16 protein-coding genes and 1 pseudogene are annotated in these 20,128 nt (G+C 40.3%); 7 read left to right on the forward strand and 10 right to left on the reverse strand.

What is annotated here, in order from left to right; genetic code table 11:
- Positions 1-49 precede the first annotated feature (49 nt).
- The gene (locus tag FTU02_RS03690; RefSeq protein WP_257232754.1) at positions 50-646 is read left to right on the forward strand and encodes a hypothetical protein; all 597 of its coding nucleotides are present in this window, start codon (positions 50-52) and stop codon (positions 644-646) included.
- 132 nt (positions 647-778) lie between these two features.
- On the opposite strand, the gene FTU02_RS03695 is transcribed toward FTU02_RS03690, so the two are convergent.
- A complete protein-coding gene (locus FTU02_RS03695; RefSeq protein ID WP_078191841.1) occupies positions 779-1,165 on the reverse strand; it encodes a hypothetical protein in 387 nt (128 codons plus the stop codon).
- A 181-nt stretch (positions 1,166-1,346) separates the two neighbouring features.
- On the opposite strand from FTU02_RS03695, the gene FTU02_RS03700 reads away from it, so the two are divergent.
- From FTU02_RS03700 to purB, 4 genes are read left to right on the forward strand one after another with little or no spacing between them, the layout of a single operon-like run.
- Positions 1,347-1,832, forward strand: coding sequence for an NUDIX hydrolase (locus FTU02_RS03700; protein WP_180010414.1), 486 nt, complete (start codon positions 1,347-1,349; stop codon positions 1,830-1,832).
- 4 nt (positions 1,833-1,836) lie between these two features.
- The gene (gene mnmA / locus FTU02_RS03705; RefSeq protein ID WP_180155917.1) at positions 1,837-2,973 is read left to right on the forward strand and encodes a tRNA 2-thiouridine(34) synthase MnmA; all 1,137 of its coding nucleotides are present in this window, start codon (positions 1,837-1,839) and stop codon (positions 2,971-2,973) included.
- A 12-nt stretch (positions 2,974-2,985) separates the two neighbouring features.
- A complete protein-coding gene (gene hflD, locus FTU02_RS03710) occupies positions 2,986-3,717 on the forward strand; it encodes a high frequency lysogenization protein HflD (RefSeq protein WP_218956158.1) in 732 nt (243 codons plus the stop codon).
- A gap of 56 nt (positions 3,718-3,773) precedes the next feature.
- The gene (gene purB, locus FTU02_RS03715; protein ID WP_180155921.1) at positions 3,774-5,162 is read left to right on the forward strand and encodes an adenylosuccinate lyase; all 1,389 of its coding nucleotides are present in this window, start codon (positions 3,774-3,776) and stop codon (positions 5,160-5,162) included.
- 172 nt (positions 5,163-5,334) lie between these two features.
- On the opposite strand, the gene FTU02_RS03720 is transcribed toward purB, so the two are convergent.
- Entirely contained in the window at positions 5,335-5,574 is a 240-nt protein-coding gene (locus tag FTU02_RS03720; protein ID WP_180004910.1) for a hypothetical protein, read from the reverse strand.
- A gap of 212 nt (positions 5,575-5,786) precedes the next feature.
- Here FTU02_RS03720 and FTU02_RS03725 point away from each other — a divergent pair, with 212 nt between their 5' ends.
- Entirely contained in the window at positions 5,787-6,416 is a 630-nt protein-coding gene (locus FTU02_RS03725; protein ID WP_180155923.1) for a DUF2238 domain-containing protein, read from the forward strand.
- Between the two features lie 63 nt (positions 6,417-6,479).
- Here FTU02_RS03725 and FTU02_RS03730 read toward each other — a convergent pair whose 3' ends face one another.
- The 6 genes from FTU02_RS03730 to FTU02_RS03755 form a co-directional block, all read right to left on the reverse strand.
- Positions 6,480-8,687 carry an Ig-like domain-containing protein gene (locus FTU02_RS03730; protein ID WP_180155926.1) on the reverse strand — a complete coding sequence of 736 codons (2,208 nt, stop codon included), beginning with the start codon at positions 8,685-8,687 and terminating at the stop codon, positions 6,480-6,482.
- A 340-nt stretch (positions 8,688-9,027) separates the two neighbouring features.
- A complete protein-coding gene (gene sohB / locus FTU02_RS03735) occupies positions 9,028-9,990 on the reverse strand; it encodes a protease SohB (protein ID WP_078192382.1) in 963 nt (320 codons plus the stop codon).
- A 189-nt stretch (positions 9,991-10,179) separates the two neighbouring features.
- Positions 10,180-11,103 (reverse strand): phosphate ABC transporter ATP-binding protein PstB, encoded by a 924-nt coding sequence (pstB, locus tag FTU02_RS03740; RefSeq protein WP_218949716.1) that lies wholly within the window; start codon positions 11,101-11,103, stop codon positions 10,180-10,182.
- A 13-nt stretch (positions 11,104-11,116) separates the two neighbouring features.
- On the reverse strand, positions 11,117-12,508 hold the full coding sequence (pstA, locus tag FTU02_RS03745) for a phosphate ABC transporter permease PstA (protein ID WP_180155928.1): 1,392 nt from the start codon (positions 12,506-12,508) through the stop codon (positions 11,117-11,119).
- The gene (pstC, locus tag FTU02_RS03750; RefSeq protein WP_180023450.1) at positions 12,505-13,884 is read right to left on the reverse strand and encodes a phosphate ABC transporter permease subunit PstC; all 1,380 of its coding nucleotides are present in this window, start codon (positions 13,882-13,884) and stop codon (positions 12,505-12,507) included. The genes pstA and pstC overlap by 4 nt, the downstream gene beginning before the upstream one ends.
- A 99-nt stretch (positions 13,885-13,983) precedes the next feature.
- Positions 13,984-15,009 (reverse strand): substrate-binding domain-containing protein, encoded by a 1,026-nt coding sequence (locus FTU02_RS03755; RefSeq protein WP_180155930.1) that lies wholly within the window; start codon positions 15,007-15,009, stop codon positions 13,984-13,986.
- Positions 15,010-15,417: 408 nt separating this feature from the next.
- Between FTU02_RS03755 and FTU02_RS03760 the strand changes: the two are divergent.
- A pseudogene (locus FTU02_RS03760) lies at positions 15,418-16,471 on the forward strand (aromatic ring-hydroxylating dioxygenase subunit alpha).
- 358 nt (positions 16,472-16,829) lie between these two features.
- Here the strand turns inward: FTU02_RS03760 and FTU02_RS03765 are convergent.
- Together FTU02_RS03765 and FTU02_RS03770 are read right to left on the reverse strand one after the other, a co-directional pair.
- Positions 16,830-18,362: an aspartate aminotransferase family protein gene (locus FTU02_RS03765; protein ID WP_180076937.1), complete on the reverse strand. Its 1,533-nt coding sequence runs from the start codon at positions 18,360-18,362 to the stop codon at positions 16,830-16,832.
- A 3-nt stretch (positions 18,363-18,365) separates the two neighbouring features.
- On the reverse strand, positions 18,366-19,739 hold the full coding sequence (locus FTU02_RS03770) for a diaminobutyrate--2-oxoglutarate transaminase (RefSeq protein ID WP_180035339.1): 1,374 nt from the start codon (positions 19,737-19,739) through the stop codon (positions 18,366-18,368).
- Positions 19,740-20,128: the final 389 nt, after the last annotated feature.

Consider the following 20,128-nt stretch of genomic DNA (forward strand, 5'->3'; position numbering starts at 1 on the left):
ACTGTGTTTCAGAAAGCTTCTTTGAATCGATATATTTCATCCGCAGATTATGCATGAATATTTAAAATTCTTCGGTACAAATAATCAGCAAGAGACTGTTCGTTTTTTGATTTATGAAAGAGGCTTATTAATTACTAGAATATTTTTTGCAGGCGTAATTTTAACCTCTACAACTGCTTTTGCGAATTCAACGCAGTGTAAAGATGATTATGAAAAAATCATTGCCAAAGAAATTAAAGATATCGGCACAGCCTTAAATAAGGGTAATTATGCATTAATCACCGAAAAAACAGATTCATCTATTATCAATTATGCAGGTGGTAAAGATAAATATAATGCCATATTAGAACTTGCTGCAAACTCCTTTAAACAAAATAAAATATATGTCTCTCAAGTTGACACTCATCCTCCAAAACAAAGTTATATCATTGGTAGAAATGAGTTTTGTGCCGTACCTAAACAAGTCACGATTTCTATGAATGGTCGAAAAATGACAGGTGATCTTTCATTCATGCTTGCCGTACGTCCAATTGAAAGTAAGGAGTGGAAATACATTGATGGTGCGGGTCTTCAAAAGAATCCTGATATGATTTACACGCTATTCCCTGATTTTCCTCGTGATAACAAGACTCCCTTCATTGAATAAAGATTTTAATATTTAACATTACTGCTTTTTAAAGCAAGTATTTTAAAAAGCTGTAATGTTAAATCTATAACAATTCGGTCAGTACTGGACAAAAATATAATTTAACTAAATAATTAAACAATACACTTTTATTTAACAATTTTTCTTACTATAAACAAAAGAAAATAAAACTGTATCATTCATATCATATGTAATTGACTCTACAGAATAATCCCAACCAAATGTTTCCAATAAAGATTTGCAAATAACATTCTTTACAGAATCTGATTTTGCATACTCTTCTAACAAATATATTTTATCTTTTGGAAATGTATAATTATCCATCTGATATATTAATTTAATAGTTGCACCATCTCTGTATATATCTTTCCAAACTGTATATGCATTATTTTTCTTTGGCAGCGTTTGTTTAACGTCGAGAATTGCATCATCTACAAGCAACAAATTTTCATCAGCACCGCTTTTTGCCGTACAACTAACCATTAACATAACAAATATAAATAAACTTAGTATTTTCATCTAATTCTCAAAATATTTTTCAGTGTGAAGATATGTACAATAGATTTATCTTACAAGATTCCTCCACGTTCTTCTTACTTCAATATTGAAACGCATCTCAAGGAAATTAAGAAAAAAATCAATCATAGCCACCGCTCCCTAAATTTTGTAGAATAGCGTTTTTACCCCATGGTGCTTTTCTATGACCGCTTGGACTGCTCATGTCACTGTTGCTACAGTCGTTGAAAAAGACGGAAAATTCCTATTTGTTGAAGAACATACAGAAGGTGTGACCCATACTGTATTTAATCAACCTGCAGGTCATGTTGAAGCTGGCGAAACCATTATTGAAGCCGCCATTCGAGAAACCATGGAAGAAACAGGTCATGATGTAGAAATCACGAACCTCCTAGGCATGTATACTTATACTCCTCCGATGTTCCCTGATCGTACTTATTTCCGTTTCTGTTTCTTAGCTAAGGACATTCAGTACCATTCCGATGCACAGTTAGACACAGGTATTGTCGGTGCAGTATGGATGACGCTTGATGAACTCATTGAGTCTGCCCGTGCGCGCAGTCCATTAGTCATCAAAGCTGTACAAGATGCTCTTTCAGGTCAAAAATTTCCTTTATCGCTCATTTACGAGCACCAAAATTCTCCCTTAATTTCAAATTTGGATGCTTAATCCTATGCAACAACGTGTCATCGTCGGTATGTCTGGTGGTGTAGATTCTTCTGTATCTGCAGCACTTTTACTTCAACAAGGTTATCAAGTTGAAGGTCTTTTCATGAAAAACTGGGAAGAAGATGACGGCACGGAATACTGTACGGCAATGGAAGATCTTGCCGATGCTCAAGCTGTTTGTGACAAAATTGGTATCAAACTTCATACCGCAAACTTTGCGATGGAATATTGGGACCGTGTCTTTGAGCATTTTTTAGAAGAATATGCCGCTGGTCGTACACCAAATCCAGATATTCTCTGCAATAAAGAAATTAAATTCCGTGCATTTCTTGACCATGCTGTGAACTTAGGTGCTGACTTTATTGCGACAGGCCATTATTGCCGTCGTGGTGAAACGCTAAAAAATTCACGTGGTGAAGAGTATGCACCTCTACTGCGTGGCCTAGACAACAATAAAGACCAAACCTATTTCCTACATGCAGTGCATGGTCGTGAAATTAACAAAACTTTGTTCCCTGTAGGTGAAATTGAAAAACCACAAGTGCGTAAAATCGCTGAAGAATTAGGTCTAATCACCGCGAAGAAAAAAGACTCTACTGGCATCTGCTTTATTGGCGAACGTCGATTTAATGACTTCTTAAAGCAATATTTACCTGCTCAACCCGGAAAAATCGTCTTAGACACGGGTAAAGAGGTTGGTGAACATCACGGCTTAATGTACTATACGCTCGGCCAACGTGGTGGCATCGGTCTTGGTGGTCTAAAAGGTGCTGAAGAAGGCGCTTGGTTTGTACTTCACAAAGACATTGAGGGTAACCGCCTAGTCGTTGGTCAAGGTCATGAACATCCACTCATGCAAAGCACCATTTTATGGTCTGAAGCGATTGATTGGGTGGCTGGTGAACAAGAGATTCCTGAATCAGGTTTCCGCTGCACAGCGAAAACTCGTTATCGTCAGCCTGACCAAGACTGTACATTATTTAAAGACTCTACAGCGCCAAATGGTGTGCGTGTCGAATTCGATGAGCCACAACGTGCTGTTACACCGGGTCAAAGTGTGGTGTTCTACACCGGTGAAGTTTGTTTAGGTGGCGGTGTGATTCATCATACCAATGCGCCTAAACCGGATTTTATTGTATAAGGATTGTTTCGGATGACAGAGTTACCGTTTCAACAGCCTCAGACTCTGAATACTCGCCAAAATCGTGCATTGGCGTTAGCTGCTGTTTTTCAAGCGACGCAGCTAACCCATATGACCGCATTGACGGGTACGCAAAGTATTGGTGAAAGCGGTAATTTTTATTTTGAACATCTCATCAAAGCCAGTTTAAATATCCGTCCCAAGTCGAATCAGTCTAGTCAGACGCTCGATTTTTTTAGTGGTTTGGCGGATATTTCACTGGGTTTAAAGACCTTAGAAAGTAGCATTACTCAACCCTTCAATACATCTCCCAAATCTAGACTTCCTAAACTTGCTAATACCAAGCTACCCATGACGTATGCGATGGCGTTATTACAGTTAGAAAAGAAAGTCTACAGCAATCCCAAATTTGTCGAAACCATTGAACAATCCCAACAAAAAATCCTAAGACAGCTTTCTTTTTTCGATAATAATTATTTACATCCAAGTATCATTGCCAATTTAGCGCAAACCTATATTGAAACTGCTGGCCAAATTAATCCACGTATTATGGTTCGTGGTAATGCCGAAGCATTTAAAGACACCTCTCATACCAATCGCATTCGCGCCACCTTATTTACCGGCTTACAAATGGCACATTTATGGCGTCAGCTCGGTGGTAGCTCATGGGGTATGATTTTCAGTAAGCGCAAGCTACTACAAGATATTCAAGATCTTGCCCGTTTACAGTATCAGGTGGTTTAACTGATGCAGTACGGGCTTTTTGTTTTACGTTTAATTCCAAAATTTAAGGAATCGCTATGAACGCTTTAACCGCACTTTCTCCATTAGATGGACGTTACGCAAGCAAATGTGATGCTCTACGTCCCTTCCTCTCTGAGTTTGGTTTAATCCATGCTCGTGTGACTGTTGAAGTGCGTTGGTTACAAGCGCTTGCAAACCGTCCTGAAATCACTGAAGTTCCAGCGTTCAGTGCTGAAACGAATGCTGCGCTTGATGCAATTGTTGCGAACTTCTCTGAAGACAATGCAAACCGCATTAAAGAAATTGAACGTACAACAAACCATGACGTAAAAGCAGTTGAGTACTTCTTAAAAGAGCAAATCGCACATATCGATGAGCTTAAAAATGCAGGCGAATTTATTCACTTTGCATGTACATCAGAAGACATCAACAACTTGTCACACGCTTTAATGCTTAAAAATGGCCGTGAAGTTTTAGTTGCAGCAATGCAGCAAATCATCGATTCAATCGTTGCTTTGGCTGAAAAACATGCTGAACAACCAATGTTGTCTCGTACACACGGTCAAACTGCTAGCCCAACAACTTTGGGTAAAGAAATGGCGAACGTAGCTTACCGCCTTGCACGTCAAATCAAACAATTCAAACAAGTTGAACTTCTAGGTAAAATTAACGGTGCTGTAGGTAACTACAACGCTCATTACTCTGCTTACCCTGAAATTAACTGGCCTGCTCATTCTCAAGCTTTTGTAGAGTCTTTAGGTTTAACCTTCAACCCGTACACGACTCAGATTGAACCGCATGACTACATGGCGGAACTTTTTGATGCGCTACGTCGTTTCAACACAATCTTAATCGACTTTAACCGTGACGTTTGGGGATACATCTCACTTGGTTTCTTCAAACAACGTTTGAAAGAAGGCGAAGTTGGTTCTTCAACAATGCCACATAAAGTTAATCCAATTGACTTCGAAAACTCTGAAGGTAACTTGGGTATTGCGAATGCGGTATTGGCTCACCTTGGTGAAAAACTTCCTGTATCTCGTTGGCAGCGTGACTTAACTGACTCAACTGTGCTTCGTAACATGGGTGTTGGTTTTGCACAAAGCTTGATTGCATTTGAAGCTTGCTCTAAAGGTATTGGCAAACTTGAGTTGAATGCTCAACGTATTCTAGAAGACCTAGACCATGCTCAAGAAGTTCTTGCTGAACCAATTCAAACTGTAATGCGTCGTTATGCAGTTGAAAAACCTTACGAAAAACTTAAAGCCCTAACTCGTGGTCAAGCAATGACTCGCGAAATGATGGTTGATTTCGTAAATGGTAACGAGTTAGAAGCTGTTCCAGCTGCTGACCGTGCACGTCTTGCTGAAATGACACCTGCAACATATACAGGTAATGCATCAACTCAAGCAAAACAAATTGCTGAATTAATTTCAAAGATCTGATTTCTAAAATCTAATTTTAAATAGATCAAAAAAACGAGGCTTCATGCCTCGTTTTTTATTTCCACCTATATACTCCTTCTCTCTTTGAGATGAGGAGCATGCTCCGCAAGAGGATGAGAATTTCCACCTCCAAACCCTCTTATACAAGGAGAGAGAAAATTTAGAAGTAATTTTATTCTGCAGGGCAATATTTCGCCCAATCATCTTTCATCCGTTGTAATTCACAGCCTGTTAAAACATCTGAATAATAAATATAATATGTGGCATTGGGATACTGAATTTCATGGCGAAACATCATGCCGCGCAAAGACACAGAGAGCTCTTCTGGAAAATCATCTGTTAAATTAAGTTCTTCAAACTCATAGTTAAAATAACAATTTTGAGTCGCAATAAATGCCTCAACAACGGCCATAGTTACTTCCAAATACATAAACTTCGATATACATCTGAGTTTAATACAATCTTTTTGAAAATACTTATCCCTAGTTGCTAGCTGATGACATTTGAAAAAATAATGCACAAATTCTAACGCCGTCGAACTAACACCTTTCATCGCATTATGGCTATACTTGCCGCGAATTATAAACATTGCACACCGATAAAAAATTTGAGCTTTGCCTTTTCATGATTGATTTCAAATTAAAACTTAAGCACATCTTAGCTTTTGCGTTATTAACGCTTGCCATTGTGATCGCCAGTATCCAACCTTTAGAAATGGAAGCATATATCCTCCATCAAATCGGCACAGCGTTTATGCTGATCGTGTTACTCGTTTTCCTCTATAAAATAGGGCTAACTTTCACAACAGTTTGCCTGTATCTTGGCTTTTTACTGATTCATGTCATTGGTGCCCATTATTTATATTCTTATGTGCCTTATTCTGAATGGACACAAGCTCTCCTCGGTTTCAATCTTGACCAAAGCATGGGATGGAGTCGGAATATGTATGATCGGCTTGTACATCTTGCCTATGGTTTGCTGCTCTACCCGTTCTTTTATCGCATATTTCAAATCTGGCTACCGCAGTTAAAAGCCGGAACACTCTTTTTATTGGTCGTACAATTCGTCATGGCGACCAGTTTATTTTATGAATGGATCGAATGGCTGATTGCCATTGGCTTATCACCAGAGGACGCTGAAAATTACAATGGGCAACAAGGTGATATTTGGGATGCGCATAAAGATATGCTGCTTGCAACATTTGGTGCGATGATCACTGGCGGCCTTTTATATTTCAATCTGAAAAAATCTTAAATAAAAAAAGCACTCATCAGAGTGCTTTTTTATCGCTATATTCATGAATGGATGTATTAATAATTAATAGAGTGGTAGCACATTTAAGGATTGATCTAACGGATCTAATGTGCCCCATGCTGTTTGGAACGCTGCATTCGAAACTGCTGTCCCACCCGATACAGGATTGATGGACGCATTTAAATAAGATGAATCATCTGATATTACATCAAGAGCATTGTTTGGCTCTTGATTGCTCAATAAGCTGTTCAAATCGATTTGATCATCAGAAATAAAAGAGCTTATTTCGTTTAAGCCAAAGCCCGACACACTGTGCTGCGCAAGTACATCAAATACATTATTATCATCTATTAACTGCGATGCTTGATCATGTAATTCATTCGAAGCCTGTTCTTCTGAGATCAAGAATAAACTCGCTTTAGCAACTGTCATCGCTTCAACTGTAAAATCAAATGCTGAGCTTTTGGCACTGGTATTTCCAGCTAGATCCGTTTGGGTAAAACTATAGCTATACTTACCTGCCGCTAAGTCAGATTCTGGTGTATACAACCATTTTCCACTGGTATCTGCTTTGACCGTTGCCACTGCGACGCCATTTTTATAAATGGTAATCGTGGCATTGGCCTCACCTTTACCTTCAAAACTTGGGGTGGAATCTTGCGTGCTCTCCCCCTGTTTAATGGTGAGCTTTGTAGTCTCGCGATCATCATACACAGTCGTTAATGTCGGCGCGGATGGTGCAATAGTGTCTTTTGTCCCAATCACTTGCGTGCTCTTTGAGCTATTGCCAGCGGCATCTGTCGCAGTCACTTGGACAACATTATTATCTGTTATTGCGCTGCTTAATTTCACCGTATAGCGACCATCATCACCTACAGTTGCGGTACCAAGCGTATTTCCTGCACTGTTTTTAATAGTAATTTTGGCACCAATTTCAGCGCTTCCCGACACTTCTGTACCATCTGTATTGAGTGTTGCTGTTGGTGCAACGGGTGCCGTATTATCCGTTCCAGCAGTGACATTTAACGGTATCGATTGATTGCCTGCCGCATCAACCACAATAATGGTTGTCTTATTACTATCCGACAGTGCTGGGGACAATGTCAGTTTAAATTGACCTTTGGTATCTACCGTAGTGGTGGCGATGACTTGTGAATTTGCATCTAATATTTGAATGGTGCTATTGGCTTCAGCCGTACCAACCAGTTCAGTTCCGGATTTATTCACTTCAATTTTAGGTTGATCGGGTCGAAGCGTATCTTTGCCCATCTCAACCGACTGCGCTTCAGATTTGTTGCCAGCTTTATCTTCTACAATGACTTTAGCCGTCTCACCTGCTTGTAAAGTATTACTTAATGCAATGGAGAAATTGCCATCACTTGCCGCAGTCACAGGCCCACCTAAAAGCGTTGTGCCATCTGCAGCATAAACATAAACTTTTGAACCCGCTTCGGCAAAACCAGAGACAAACTTACCGCTTTCATCCACTTGTGCATTTGCAGCGTCTGGGGCGATCGTATCTTTACTACCCGTTAAAATCGTCGATTGTGAACTATTTCCCGCCTTGTCTTTCGCATACAAAATCACGCGATTGCCGTCTGTAATCGCGTCATCTAAAGTAATTTTATAGTTGCCATCGGCATCTGCTTTAGATTGACCAATCGTATTGCCTTTCGCATCTACGATATAAACCGTTGCACCCACTTCCGCCTTACCGGACACGACTTTTCCGTCACTATCAAAACTTCCAGTTGGCGTACTTGGCGCTGTTTTGTCATTGCTAGAGGATTTATCATCTTCTTTGTCAAATGCCAGCAAATATACCGCTTCTGCACCTAAGATCGCCAATCCCGCCTTAAGTAGCGATGGTGAACCATCATCTTCACTTGCAACTTCTGTAGCTTGAGCTGGTGTTGTCGCCTGATTTAATTGAGTCGATGCAGCTAAAGGTTGCATAAATTCATTCACAGAACGATAGCTAATTGTTTTGCCATCGACATCCATTTCAACCAATTCAAATTGCTCTGGCCCACTATGCACGAGCAAAGAATTATCAGAGCCAAAGTCATCTGTATAAAAATCATCAATCACAATTTTTTGACCATTTTTCAGGGTAATCACACATTGATTACCTACCCTATGGATCGACTGAATATCGGCTGGCTTGAGTTCTAACTGAATAACGGACGGTTGAGATATTTGTATTTTTGTGGCCTGAGTTTCTTTTAAAATCGTTTGATCTTTCTTTGATATCACGACAATTTTTGTCATTTCGCCCTCAGTGTTATTATGTAATAAACATCTAATAAATAATTAGTTAAGTACCTTATCAAATTGGTGCTGAACAGACAAACCATTCTGGATGTAAATTCATCAGAATTATATTTATTTAATTTTTCACCTTAAATTCTACGCCAATAACAGCGGTTTCTATGGTTCTATCCATTTTAATATTTTAGATTCAGCCAAGTTTGGATAATCAAAATTATCAAAGTATTTATAAATGATTGCTGTTTATTAGCCGCGCTTGCTGCAATTTTCAAAGTAGCGTCATTTAGAATAAAAAAAGCTCACCGAAGTGAGCTTTAAAGACATCATAACAAAAACGATTTTAGAGTTTAGGATCACGCAACTGCACGAGACTCGAATTGGCTTTGCTCAATGACTCCATCACTTTAGACATGACTGCAGGAACCAATGAATCCGCAATTTGTGCTGCTTGTAAGCCCAACTTCTCACCAAGTGTTGGCTTTTTGCGGGTTTCAATCATATATACATCATGTTGTGGCATGAGACTTAATAGATATTCATCTGACGTTTGGAGCTTATCGACTAGATTAAGATCAAGAGCATCTTGCCCATACCAATGCTCACCTGTTGCGACTTTATCGACATTGAGCTGAGGACGGTATTTTTCAACAAAGTGTTTAAACAAGTTATGGGTTTGCTGCAACTCTTCTTCAAATTTGGCTTTACCTTCAGCAGTATTTTCACCAAACATCGTTACGGTACGTTTGAACTGACCCGCAGTATACAACTCAAAATCGATATGCTTTTCTTTCAATAAACGGTTAAAGTTCGGCACTTGTGCAACCACACCAATCGAACCTACTACGGCAAATGGTGCTGAAACAATTTCATTTGCAATGCAGGCCATCATATAGCCACCGCTTGCAGCAACTTTGTCCACACAAATGGTTAAGTTAAATCCAGCATCACGTAAACGTACCAATTGTGCTGCAGCCAGACCATAGCCATGCACCATCCCGCCTGGACTTTCTAAACGTAAAACTACGCGGTCGCGCCCAGCTTTTGCTGTCGCTAAGATTAGGGTAATTTCTTCACGAAGGCTTGTCACCGCCGATGCAGCGGTATCACCATTAAAATCGATCACATAAATTTTTTGGTTATTCTTTTTACGTGCGCGCGCTTCTTTTGATAATTGTTGGCTTAGTTGCAGCAGCTCAAGTTTAGATGCAGTGGTTTGCGCAATTTTTTTTCGTTGTTCATTAATACGTGCATTTAAGTGACTTACACGAATTTCCGCAGGCAACTTGGGATTATGAAATAGCATAAAATTGAAACTCATTTAATTCATATTTATGTTGTATAACATGTGGGTTGCATCACAAAAATTCAATCTATTTTTTGAAAATAATTCTCATTGAGCCAAATTGAGCATTTTATTTTTATCAAGACTTTTTGACCTAATTATTGACTTCATAAAAAAAGAGCCTTTCGGCTCTTTTTTAGACAGACTAGATTAGCCAAAACGCCCGGTAATATACGCTTCAGTCAATTGATGATCCGGTTGAGTAAAGACTTTTTCAGTGGAATTCACTTCAATCAAATCACCCAAATGGAAATATGCGGTACGGTCAGATACACGTGCTGCTTGTTGCATCGAGTGCGTCACAATCGCAATGGTATATTGCGCTGAAAGTTCAGTGATGAGTTCTTCTACTTTTGCAGTTGCAATCGGATCCAGTGCTGAACAGGGTTCATCCATCAAAATCACTTCAGGACTGACTGCAATGGTTCGCGCAATACAAAGACGTTGCTGCTGACCACCTGAAAGCCCCGTACCCGGTTGGCTCAAACGGTCTTTCACTTCATCCCAAAGACCTGCTTTACGCAGACTATTTTCAACAATTTCTTCCATGTCGTATTTGTCACGCGCCAATCCATGCAGTTTTGGACCATAAGCGACATTATCAAAGATTGACTTTGGAAATGGGTTCGGCTTTTGGAAAACCATACCTACTTGGGCACGCAGTAATACCACATCAAGATTTGGATCATAGATGTCTTGATTATCCATGAGCACTTGTCCTGTCACACGACAAGAATCAATCGTGTCATTCATACGGTTGAGCGTACGCAGGAAAGTTGACTTACCACAACCAGACGGTCCAATAAACGCGATCACTTCATTTTCATAAATGTTCAGATCAATGCCTTTGATCGCTTCAGATTCGCCATAGTACACATGCACATCATTGGTACTGATTTTCACATTGGTCGATTTCGCATCTTTTTTCGCACTAGATTGCGTATCGAACTGTGACACAAACGCAGTATTGGTTTGTTTTTGGCTGCCCTGAGCAGAGGTAAATTGTGTTTGTTCTGGATTCACGGACTTATCCTGATCTAAGGAATTCTTTTCTGTTGTAACGACGCTATTCATATAATGCCCTCAATTACCAGCGTACTTCAAATTTCTTACGTAACCAGATGGCTAAACTGTTTAAGCCGATCATGAGAGCAAGAAGTACAATGATTGCTGCTGCGGTACGCCCTTCAAAGAAGTTACGTAGCTCATTACCTTGCCAAAGGAAAATTTGTACAGGTAATGCAGTGGATTGATCTAAAGGAGTGGCTGGTACACTTGCCACAAAGGCACTCATACCAATCAATAATAATGGAGCAGTTTCTCCTAGGGCTTGCGCAACACCAATAATGGCACCGGTTAAGATACCTGGTAATGCCAGTGGCAAGACGTGGTGAAATACAGTTTGTAAACGTGATGCACCCAAACCTAAAGCGGCTTGACGGATCGATGGAGGAACAGCTTTTAGTGAAGCACGTGTGGTAATAATGACCGTTGGCAAAGTCATCAAACTTAAGACTAAACCACCAACCACAGGAGCCGAAAGCGGCATATGCATCCAACCAATAAAGATCGCTGCACCAAGCAAACCAAAGACAATCGAAGGAACCGCTGCTAGATTGTTAATATTGACTTCGACAACATCGGTAATCCAGTTTTTAGGTGCAAACTCTTCTAAGTAAATTGCAGATGCTACACCAATTGGAATCGAAATAATGATCACGATCAGCATCATAAATAACGACCCCATAAACGCCCCAGCTAAACCTGAAGTTGCAGGTGAGCTACGAGAGTCTGGATTCTTAAATATTTCAGTATTAAATGAGTTAGTAATAACACCATCAGCTTTAAGTTTATCTGCAAGTTGGCGTACTTCTAGGCTCAATTGTTGCTGTTCATCAGGCAAGCTGCGGTCAATATTACCAGCCAACCAGACATCGACATTAGCATCTGCAAGGATTTTAAAATCTTGTTTTTGACCAATCAATGACGGATCTGCCATTACCATGTCACGTAAGCGATAAGCTTCTGAACTTGTATATAAACTGTTGAGATCATCACGTTGTGAGGCAATCGCTGGATCTTTTGCTATGATGCCATTTACGATGAGCGCATCCCAATCCACCATGCCCATTTCAGTTTGCCAAGCAATGTAACGCTCTTGGAACTGTGCAGGTGATTCACCTTCTTTTTGAATTGGTTTCGCACCAACTTTGACAATGTTTGGATCAAAAAACACAGGTACCGTCATTGAGCTTTGCCAAAATGCAGGTAAACCTTTGGCTAAAATACTACCAAACAATAGCACGACGAAAAATAAACCAGTCACTACTGCACTAAAGCCCAAGACACGGAAGGTCTTTTCTTTACGATGTCTTTTCGCCAAAGAGTTTTCAATGATTTTCTTACGTTTTTCACGAAGCTCAGCGGCTGCATGTGAATCAAATTTTTGATCCATGTTTGATGTATTCGTCGTACTCATTCGTATTGCTCACGGTATTTACGCACAATGTACAGTGCAACAATATTCAGCCCTAAGGTAATCACAAACAGTGTTAAACCGAGTGCAAAAGCAACTAATGCTTGAGGACTCGCAAAATCTGTATCACCTGTTAATTGGTTTACGATGGTAATAGTGACGGTAGACACCGCTTCGAGTGGGTTGATATGCAGTAAAGGACTGTTCCCTGCTGCAAGCACCACAATCATGGTTTCACCAATCGCACGAGATGCTGCCAATAAGAATGCACCGATGATGCCCGGCAATGCAGCTGGAATCACTACTTGGCGAATGGTTTCTGATTTTGTAGCACCCAAACCGAGTGAACCGTCACGAAGCGCGCGAGGGACTTGGGTAATGATGTCATCAGATAATGATGAAACGAATGGGATAATCATAATCCCCATCACAAAGCCTGCTGTTAAAGCACTGGTTGCATTAATATCGAGTCCGATATATGCGCCAAGTTGTTTTGCAAAGGGTCCAATAATCATTAAGGCAAATACACCATAAACAATCGTTGGAATACCTGCGAGAACTTCAATGGCCGGTTTTGCCCAAGCACGGAAACTTGGCTTTGCATATTCAGCCAAGTAAATAGCAATCATCAAACCAACAGGAACAGCAACCAATAGCGCAATACCACTGACCATGAGTGTGCCCCAAAGAAGTGGCAGCAAACCATAACTACCTTCGGCATTCCCTGATGTACTAAAACCGGGGTTCCATTCAGTGCCTAAGAAGAAATCGAGTGGACTGACAAAACTAAAGAAACGCATGGCTTCACTAAACATCGACATCACAATGCCAACTGTTGTCAGGATTGCGACACCGGAACATAATGCCAATGCGATATTAATGACTTTTTCGACTTGGTTACGTGCACGATATTTTTCTGCGATGCGGCGTTTAGCCATGACTAAACCAATCAATGCCGCACAAATCACAACGGCCAATTTTGCATATGAGCCGATGCTTTCAATTTTCTTTAACTGTTCTGCTGCTGCAAGTTCATATGCAGCTGGCGTATCACTTACTCCAAAACCAGAAGCAATCGCTTGAACGCGGTCAACCATTACGCTCGTGCTTGCAGGATCTAAACTTAAACGAATATTTTCAGGGACATTATTTAAAATAACGTGTTGAAAAATACTCGGTTCAACCAAGTTCCAAACAATCAAGATTAGAAAAGCGGGAATCCCACACCATAAAGCGACCAAAACACCATAATAGCCCGGTCGTGAATGCAACATTGCTGAGTTATTGCCTTTACCTGCAAGTTTGCGACTTTTGGTCAGTCCAACTTGATAAGCGATTGCAATAATTGCGAGCAACACACCAATAAGTAGCAGATTCATGTAATCTCCACTGTTTTTTCAAAAGCCCTTCTTGAAAAAACTGTTTCTTTGCAAAAAGCCAATGGCAGGTCAATCCTGCCATTGGCTGTTTCAATCCAATTATTTAACTGCTTTACCAGCTTTAAAGTTTGCAAGAACTGCAGCGCGCTCTTTATCAGACATTGAAATTAAGCCTGCTTTTTCAAGCTTAGAACCTTTACCAGATACTTTTTTGCTTACAAAGAATTCTGTAAATTCTTTCAAGCCTTTGATTGATTTAAGATGCTCACCTTTCACGTAGAAGAACAATGGACGTGATACAGGGTAAGAACCATTCAGAATTGTTTTCTCAGATGGCGCAACATTGTTTACTGTCGCTACACGTAATTTGTCACGGTTTTGATCATAGAAACCTAAACCGAATACACCTACAGCGTTAGGTGAAGTTTTTAAGCGTGCCAATGTCTCTGTATAGTCACCAGCAATTTCAATTACACGGCCATCTTTACGGAATGTAGAACATGCCTTTTTCTTTACATCTTTATCTAGCTTCGCAAATGCTTGGTAAGTTTCACAGCCAGCATCTACCATTTTCTCTTGGAATACTTCACGAGTACCGTGATTTGATGCAGGAATAACTAAAGTGATTGCTTCGTTTGGTAAAGTTGGGTCGATTTGATTCCAACGTGTGTATGGGTTTGGAACCAATTTACCTTTTGAAGGTAATTCAGCAGCAAGTGCAGCAAATACGTGCTGTGGGCGAAGTTTGAATGCGGCTTTTTTAGCGTTTGATGCAAACACGATACCGTCATAACCTACTTTAATCTCAAGAACTTGGTTTACACCTGCTTTTTTACAAGCAGCAAGCTCAGTGTCTTTAATTTTACGAGATGCATTAGCAATATCGATAGTGTTATCACCAACGCCATTACAGAATTGTTTCAAACCACCAGAAGTACCACCAGAACCTACAACAGGTGCTTTAAATTGTGGGAATGTATTACCAAACTCTTCTGCAACAATACTTGCGTAAGGCAAAACTGTAGAAGAACCAGCAATTTGGATCGTGTCACGAGCTGCATTTGCAGTTGTTGCAACAGCTGCCCCTGAAAGTGCCAACGCAATTGCGATATGATTGAAGCGCATTCTCATCTCTCTTTATTGATGCATTTATTGGAGTACGCCACTTTCTAATAAAGTCTTGTACTTTTTCGATATACGCATTTTGATTTTAGAGTATGACAGTTAGGTTACATCTTTATGACGCTTTTATGATAATTGATGATTGCTCATTGATTTAAATATAATTCTTTATTTTTCAATACGTAATAAAATTTATCAAAGTATTGGTCTTATATATTTCTACTTTGATATCCGTAAGAATTCATATCACTGTCATATTTTGTCTTATTTTCTTTTTTCAAATTCTCCTCTTTTTCTGAATGATACACATTTGCATGTTCGATTTTTTATTCCATGTTATTCCAATAATTGAAATTTCATTACATTTTTAGTTAGCTCAATATGCAAGTTTACATAAAAACAGAGCCTAAAATAACCAGTAAAGCCATTGCGACATTTAATCCAGGCTTGCCTGTGCATATGACTTTTGAAGAACATGACTGGCACTTACTTGCGAAATATTGGTATCCGATTGCACTCGCTCGAGACATTACAAAACAGCCTTATGGCACCATGCTTTTAGATATGCCGCTCGTTATTTATAAAATGGGAGATGAACTGATTGTAGCTAAAAATGCCTGCCCATACCGCGACGTACCTCTAAGTTTAGGCAAGAATGATGGTCAAGGCGTGGTCTGCCGATATCGTGGCTTACGCTTTGATGAACATGGTCATTGCAACCGTATTCCTGCACATCCAGAATACAAAATTTCACCTCGCTTTAATTTACGCACCTATGCAGCGGTAGAGCGCTATGGTTTGATCTGGTGCAATCTGACGGCTCATTCTGAAGCTGAACCCAATATACCTAGCATGCCGAATTGGGAGAATACCGAATATCAACAATTGGTTTGTCCTACTATAGATTTTCAATGTTTTGCAGGCCGGCAGCTTGAAGGTTTTATTGATGTTGCGCATTTTGCATGGGTACATCCCGATACGTTTGGCGACCCTGCAAATGTAGAAGTACCTGACTACACGACCATCGAAACAGAAACTGGCTTTAATGCAGACTATTGGAGCAGTGTTGGGCGCTATCCAATTGGTTTAGAACAGCGCGGACAAGAGGGTTTCCAATGGCTGCGCCATTTTGAAATTCATCTGCCGTTTACTGCAACGCTGACGATTCATTTTCCAAATAACAGCAAGCAAGTGATTATGAATGCGGCTTCACCGATGACTGCTCGTTCTACCCGTCTATTTGCTCCCATTTGCCGCAATTATGACAAAGACTTACCTGTCGAAGATGCTTATGACTTTAACCTGAAAATATTTGAGGAGGACCGTTTGGTCTCTGAATCGCAAAAGCCTGAATATTTACCCTTAGATTTAAGCATCGAAGCGCATTTTCCATGCGGACCGCAGTTCCAGCATGTACCGCAAATTATTGCGTAAAAAAGGTTTTAGTCCATTATTTGCGGCATAACATCAATATCGTATTGCATTCACCTCACCCTAACCCTCTCCTACAAGGAGAGGGAAACTCCTTTACAAGCCTTATATTGGTTATAAATATTGTGGTATCTCATTCATCAAATGATAAACATCAATGAATATCGCGACTAGCGACAGGGATGTCACTATAAGGTAATGGTCACATGGATGTACCTTTTACCTGAGAAGGATTTTAGTTACTTTGATCCCTCAAAGTAACAATCTGCCTACGCAGTAAACTATCATTACTCAATGAAAAATTGCGGCCATGCAATAAATTAAGCGCCTTTTTATTTTTTAAAAAAAAGGAGCTCTTACGAGCCCCTTCTTCTACAATTACAAAATGACAATTAGTCAATTGCAGGTGTATATGTACCATCCGCGATTGGACCTTTAATACGATCAGCTTCTGCAAGTACAAGTGCAAGCAAGTTCTTCACGTTGTCTAAAGTTGCCACTGGGCTTAAAGTGGTCATTTTCAATGATTGAACTTGACCTACTTTAGTTACACCAATATTCGCTTCACCCCGAGCAAACAATTCGTCTGCCACGTTTTGGTTCAATGTATCTAACAATTCAGCTGGGTAACCTGCTGGTACTACACGGAACAATACCGATGCAAATTGAGGATCAACCAGCATTTCTAGACCGTCAGTGGCAGTAATATAGTCCGCAACATCACGTGTTAGACCTACACCATGATCAATCATCGAACCGTAAAGCTCTTCACCTAACGCTTCAACCGTCATCCACAATTTCAACGCGTCAAAACGGCGAGTTGTTTGTAGTGACTTAGATACTAAGTTAGGAACGCCATGCTCTTCATCATAAGCAGAGTTTAAATACTCAGCTTCATAATGCATGAAACGATAGTTCGCTTCATCTTTCAGCAAGAACGCACCACATGAAATCGTTTGGAAGTAATGCTTATGGAAATCAAGCGTTACCGAGTCAGACAGTTCAATACCGTCTAACATTGAACGATAGTCATTTGAAAGAATCAGTGCACCGCCCCAAGCCGCATCGATGTGCATCCACGCGCCATATTTATTGGTGATTGCACGTACTTCTTTCAATGGGTCAATTGCGCCTGCATCGGTTGTACCCGCAGTTGCAACTACACATGCGACGATTTTACCTTCAGCTTGAAGGTGAGCCATGGTTTTCTCAAGTGCGTCCATGTCCATGCGAGCATTCGCATCTACAGGAACAGTCACGACAGATTGGAAGCCCATGCCCATCATCGCCATGTTCTTTTGCACAGAGAAGTGCGCATTTTCAGAACAAATAACTTTGACGTTACGCATAGCATCAGATGGTACGCCATCACGCTGAACAGACCACGGATTGCCGTTTTCGTCTTTCCAGTTTTTCGCGATACACGCATCACGCGCAAGTAACACACCCATCAAGTTAGACTGTGTACCGCCAGAGGTGAATACACCTGCTTGACCTGCACCGTAGCCCACTTTTTGGCGAAGCCAATCAATCAATTGAACTTCCATCAATGAACCTGCAGGGCTTTGATCCCATGAGTCCATCGATTGGTTTGTTGCGTTAATCAGCACTTCCGCAATTTGGCTAGTGACCATTGTTGGGCAATGCAAATGCGCTAAAGAATGTGGGTGATGTACTTTTAAGCTTTTGTTTAAGAACAGCTCAACCATACGGTCTAGTGATTTTTGTACACCCATACCTTCTTTAGAAGGATTGAATGCAATTGCACTACGAAGCTCTTTAATACTACCGCCGGTGTACATTTTGTCATTTTGCAACCATGCAGAAACGGCTTTTACCGCTTCGCCCATTGCTGACTGGTAGTCAGCAATGGATTGTGCATCATTGCAGAATAACGCTTTACGATGTTCTGCAAAATCTACCATGTCTTACGCGCCTCGAGTTGCAACAAGTGCTTCAGCAAGTGCTTTCTTGAAGCGAACGATCACTTCTTCACATTCAGCTTGATTGATGATCAATGGGCAAAGTAAACGAATGACAGTACCGTTACGACCACCTTTTTCTAACAACAATTTGTTGTTGAAACATGCTGCTTGAATTGCTGCTGCCAATTGAGAATCACCTGGTAAAGAACCCATGTGATCTGCTTTTTGACGTTCATCAACAATTTCAACACCAATCATCAAACCACGGCCACGTACGTTGCCGATACATGGGAATTCTACCGCTAATTTTTTAATTTCAGCTTGTAAGAAGTCACCACGCTCTTGTGCATTTTGCGCAAGATTTTGCTCTTTGATGGTTTTGATTGTTGCAAGACCAGTACCCATAGCAAGTTGGTTACCACGGAATGTACCCGTGTGACCCGCTGGTTGCCATGCGTCAAACTTACGTTTAATACCTAATACTGCAAGTGGTAAGCTACCACCTACCGCTTTAGACATTACAATGACGTCTGGCTCAATACCTGCATGTTCAAAGGCAAACATTTTACCTGAACGTGCAAAGCCCGCTTGTACTTCATCAAGAATCAACACGATGTTGTGCTTTTCAGTCACTTCGCGGATTTTCTTTAACCATTTTACAGGTGCAGTCACTACACCGCCTTCGCCTTGGATTGCTTCCAAGATTACAGCTGCAGGTTTTGTTACACCGCTTTCTACGTCTTCAATGAAGTTTTCGAAATAATACGTTAATGCGTCTACACCCGCTTCACCACCTATGCCTAATGGGCAACGGTATTCATGCGGATACGGCATAAATTGTACGCCTGGCATTAAGCCATTTACCGCATTTTTCGCAGACAAGTTACCTGTCATTGCTAAAGAACCGTGAGTCATACCATGGTAGCCACCTGAGAAGCTGATTACTGAACTACGACCAGTGTAAGTTTTTGCTAATTTAATTGCTGCTTCTGTACCATCTGCACCAGACGGGCCACAGAACTGTAGACAATACTCTTCTTTACCACCAGGTAATTGCTCAAGTAGTGCTTCAGTAAAAGCATCTTTTAAAGGCGTTGTTAAATCCAAAGTATGCAATGGGAGGCCACTTGCAAGTGTGTCTTGGATACTTTGAATTACCGCAGGATGATTATGGCCTAATGCCAATGTTCCTGCCCCAGCTAAACAATCGAGGTACTCTGTACCTTCAACATCAGTAACCCAACAACCTAAAGCTTTTGCTATCGCAAGTGGAAGTTTACGCGGATAGCTACGAACATTGGATTCCATCTGGCTTTGGCGAGTCAAATAGTATTCGTTAGTAGAATTAGTGGCAGGGTTTACAGAAGAAACGCTCATATCGAATTACCATCTCTGATATGGGTTGAAAGAAATAAGTCGGGTGACTTGCGGTCCTTTGACTCGGTGCTTTATGAGTTTCTAGTTAGCTTTAAAAGCTCTTTGAGTATGGACTAACTAGGAGGCGGATGATACAGACTTTTTCAAGAAAATAAATCACTTTTATGATCAAATAAAAAGATAATTTAGAGAAAAAACAGATCTATTCCATGGATATCTTGAATTATCATCTTACAGTGTGACAAAACAAAGAAAACCTTTTTATTTTATGCTTTTTTACAACTTATGAATGATTATTGTAATCATCAATTATTTAAACAACTAAGTACTGATTATTTAAATAAATAATTCATCAAGCACTACATTTATTTTTCTTGAAAGATTTACAA

This window comes from Acinetobacter sp. YH12045 (genome assembly GCF_013419925.1).
Classification (GTDB): Bacteria; Pseudomonadota; Gammaproteobacteria; order Pseudomonadales; family Moraxellaceae; genus Acinetobacter; species Acinetobacter amyesii.

Excerpts from the sequence above, each read along its gene's own strand:
- FTU02_RS03690 (WP_257232754.1), top strand. The coding sequence starts at position 50 with ATGCATGAATATTTAAAATTCTTCGGTACAAATAATCAGCAAGAGACT.
- FTU02_RS03695 (WP_078191841.1), bottom strand. The coding sequence starts at position 1,165 with ATGAAAATACTAAGTTTATTTATATTTGTTATGTTAATGGTTAGTTGT.
- FTU02_RS03700 (WP_180010414.1), top strand. The coding sequence starts at position 1,347 with ATGACCGCTTGGACTGCTCATGTCACTGTTGCTACAGTCGTTGAAAAA.
- mnmA (WP_180155917.1), top strand. The coding sequence starts at position 1,837 with ATGCAACAACGTGTCATCGTCGGTATGTCTGGTGGTGTAGATTCTTCT.
- hflD (WP_218956158.1), top strand. The coding sequence starts at position 2,986 with ATGACAGAGTTACCGTTTCAACAGCCTCAGACTCTGAATACTCGCCAA.
- purB (WP_180155921.1), top strand. The coding sequence starts at position 3,774 with ATGAACGCTTTAACCGCACTTTCTCCATTAGATGGACGTTACGCAAGC.
- FTU02_RS03720 (WP_180004910.1), bottom strand. The coding sequence starts at position 5,574 with ATGGCCGTTGTTGAGGCATTTATTGCGACTCAAAATTGTTATTTTAAC.
- FTU02_RS03725 (WP_180155923.1), top strand. The coding sequence starts at position 5,787 with ATGATTGATTTCAAATTAAAACTTAAGCACATCTTAGCTTTTGCGTTA.
- FTU02_RS03730 (WP_180155926.1), bottom strand. The coding sequence starts at position 8,687 with ATGACAAAAATTGTCGTGATATCAAAGAAAGATCAAACGATTTTAAAA.
- sohB (WP_078192382.1), bottom strand. The coding sequence starts at position 9,990 with ATGCTATTTCATAATCCCAAGTTGCCTGCGGAAATTCGTGTAAGTCAC.
- pstB (WP_218949716.1), bottom strand. The coding sequence starts at position 11,103 with ATGAATAGCGTCGTTACAACAGAAAAGAATTCCTTAGATCAGGATAAG.
- pstA (WP_180155928.1), bottom strand. The coding sequence starts at position 12,508 with ATGAGTACGACGAATACATCAAACATGGATCAAAAATTTGATTCACAT.
- pstC (WP_180023450.1), bottom strand. The coding sequence starts at position 13,884 with ATGAATCTGCTACTTATTGGTGTGTTGCTCGCAATTATTGCAATCGCT.
- FTU02_RS03755 (WP_180155930.1), bottom strand. The coding sequence starts at position 15,009 with ATGCGCTTCAATCATATCGCAATTGCGTTGGCACTTTCAGGGGCAGCT.
- FTU02_RS03765 (WP_180076937.1), bottom strand. The coding sequence starts at position 18,362 with ATGGTAGATTTTGCAGAACATCGTAAAGCGTTATTCTGCAATGATGCA.
- FTU02_RS03770 (WP_180035339.1), bottom strand. The coding sequence starts at position 19,739 with ATGAGCGTTTCTTCTGTAAACCCTGCCACTAATTCTACTAACGAATAC.